This is a genomic window from Pseudomonas sp. IT-93MI4 (genome assembly GCF_949767635.1).
GTDB lineage: Bacteria > Pseudomonadota > Gammaproteobacteria > Pseudomonadales > Pseudomonadaceae > Aquipseudomonas > Aquipseudomonas putida_A.
Window position 1 is genome coordinate 1 of the sequence record NZ_CATKPP010000020.1, and the last position, 3,141, is coordinate 3,141.

General features: G+C 51.6%; 1 rRNA gene. It reads right to left on the minus strand.

The features are described from left to right. Nucleotides 1-147: 147 nt before the first annotated feature. A 23S ribosomal RNA gene (locus tag ACM6I7_RS11755) occupies nt 148-3,039 on the minus strand. Nucleotides 3,040-3,141: the final 102 nt, after the last annotated feature.

Genomic DNA, 3,141 nt, shown 5'->3' on the forward strand with positions numbered 1-3,141 from the left:
GGGTACTGACTCGTGACCAACTGGCCTCGCTTCAGCAAATCGGGTATGTGATACAGGTGTTTGTGAGCATCGCGAACTTTCGGTTCATTGCGTCTTCACACACCGCAATCTGGTCTCTTTCGAGCATGCAGATTGCTTGGGTGTTATATGGTCAAGCCTCACGGGCAATTAGTATTGGTTAGCTCAACGCCTCACAGCGCTTACACACCCAACCTATCAACGTCGTAGTCTTCGACGGCCCTTCAGGGAACTCAAGGTTCCAGTGAGATCTCATCTTGAGGCAAGTTTCCCGCTTAGATGCTTTCAGCGGTTATCTTTCCCGAACATAGCTACCCGGCAATGCCACTGGCGTGACAACCGGAACACCAGAGGTTCGTCCACTCCGGTCCTCTCGTACTAGGAGCAGCCCCTCTCAAATCTCAAACGTCCACGGCAGATAGGGACCGAACTGTCTCACGACGTTCTAAACCCAGCTCGCGTACCACTTTAAATGGCGAACAGCCATACCCTTGGGACCGGCTTCAGCCCCAGGATGTGATGAGCCGACATCGAGGTGCCAAACACCGCCGTCGATATGAACTCTTGGGCGGTATCAGCCTGTTATCCCCGGAGTACCTTTTATCCGTTGAGCGATGGCCCTTCCATACAGAACCACCGGATCACTAAGACCTACTTTCGTACCTGCTCGACGTGTCTGTCTCGCAGTCAAGCGCGCTTTTGCCTTTATACTCTACGACCGATTTCCGACCGGTCTGAGCGCACCTTCGTACTCCTCCGTTACTCTTTAGGAGGAGACCGCCCCAGTCAAACTACCCACCATACACTGTCCTCGATCCGGATAACGGACCTGAGTTAGAACCTCAAAGTTGCCAGGGTGGTATTTCAAGGATGGCTCCACGCGAACTGGCGTCCACGCTTCAAAGCCTCCCACCTATCCTACACAAGCAAATTCAAAGTCCAGTGCAAAGCTATAGTAAAGGTTCACGGGGTCTTTCCGTCTAGCCGCGGATACACTGCATCTTCACAGCGATTTCAATTTCACTGAGTCTCGGGTGGAGACAGCGCCGCCATCGTTACGCCATTCGTGCAGGTCGGAACTTACCCGACAAGGAATTTCGCTACCTTAGGACCGTTATAGTTACGGCCGCCGTTTACCGGGGCTTCGATCAAGAGCTTCGCGTTAGCTAACCCCATCAATTAACCTTCCGGCACCGGGCAGGCGTCACACCCTATACGTCCACTTTCGTGTTTGCAGAGTGCTGTGTTTTTAATAAACAGTCGCAGCGGCCTGGTATCTTCGACCGGCATGAGCTTACGGAGCAAGTCCTTCACCCTCACCGGCGCACCTTCTCCCGAAGTTACGGTGCCATTTTGCCTAGTTCCTTCACCCGAGTTCTCTCAAGCGCCTTGGTATTCTCTACCCAACCACCTGTGTCGGTTTGGGGTACGGTTCCTGGTTATCTGAAGCTTAGAAGCTTTTCTTGGAAGCATGGCATCAACCACTTCGTCACCTAAAAGGTAACTCGTCATCAGCTCTCGGCCTTAAGATCCCGGATTTACCTAAGATCTCAGCCTACCACCTTAAACTTGGACAACCAACGCCAAGCTGGCCTAGCCTTCTCCGTCCCTCCATCGCAATAACCAGAAGTACAGGAATATTAACCTGTTTTCCATCGACTACGCTTTTCAGCCTCGCCTTAGGGACCGACTAACCCTGCGTCGATTAACGTTGCGCAGGAAACCTTGGTCTTTCGGCGTGGGTGTTTTTCACACCCATTGTCGTTACTCATGTCAGCATTCGCACTTCTGATACCTCCAGCAAGCTTCTCAACTCACCTTCACAGGCTTACAGAACGCTCCTCTACCGCATCACTTGCGTGATACCCGTAGCTTCGGTGTATGGTTTGAGCCCCGTTACATCTTCCGCGCAGGCCGACTCGACTAGTGAGCTATTACGCTTTCTTTAAAGGGTGGCTGCTTCTAAGCCAACCTCCTAGCTGTCTAAGCCTTCCCACATCGTTTCCCACTTAACCATAACTTTGGGACCTTAGCTGACGGTCTGGGTTGTTTCCCTTTTCACGACGGACGTTAGCACCCGCCGTGTGTCTCCCATGCTCGGCACTTGTAGGTATTCGGAGTTTGCATCGGTTTGGTAAGTCGGGATGACCCCCTAGCCGAAACAGTGCTCTACCCCCTACAGTGATACATGAGGCGCTACCTAAATAGCTTTCGAGGAGAACCAGCTATCTCCGAGCTTGATTAGCCTTTCACTCCGATCCACAGGTCATCCGCTAACTTTTCAACGGTAGTCGGTTCGGTCCTCCAGTCAGTGTTACCTAACCTTCAACCTGCCCATGGATAGATCGCCCGGTTTCGGGTCTATTCCCAGCGACTAGACGCCCTATTAAGACTCGCTTTCGCTACGCCTCCCCTATTCGGTTAAGCTCGCCACTGAAAATAAGTCGCTGACCCATTATACAAAAGGTACGCAGTCACCCAACAAAGTGGGCTCCCACTGCTTGTACGCATACGGTTTCAGGATCTATTTCACTCCCCTCTCCGGGGTTCTTTTCGCCTTTCCCTCACGGTACTAGTTCACTATCGGTCAGTCAGTAGTATTTAGCCTTGGAGGATGGTCCCCCCATATTCAGACAAAGTTTCTCGTGCTCCGTCCTACTCGATTTCATGACTAAGAGACTTTCGCGTACAGGGCTATCACCCACTATGGCCGCACTTTCCAGAGCGTTCCGCTAATCTCAAAGCCACTTAAGGGCTAGTCCCCGTTCGCTCGCCACTACTAAGGGAATCTCGGTTGATTTCTTTTCCTCAGGGTACTTAGATGTTTCAGTTCCCCTGGTTCGCCTCTTGCACCTATGTATTCAGTACAAGATAACCATCTTATGATGGCTGGGTTCCCCCATTCAGACATCTCCGGATCAAAGTCTGTTTGCCGACTCCCCGAAGCTTTTCGCAGGCTACCACGTCTTTCATCGCCTCTGACTGCCAAGGCATCCACCGTATGCGCTTCTTCACTTGACCATATAACCCCAAGCAATCTGGTTATACTGTGAAGACGACATTCGCCGAAAATTCGCAAAACTCTTAAGAGTCACTCACAAATTTTACCTTAGCCTGATCCGT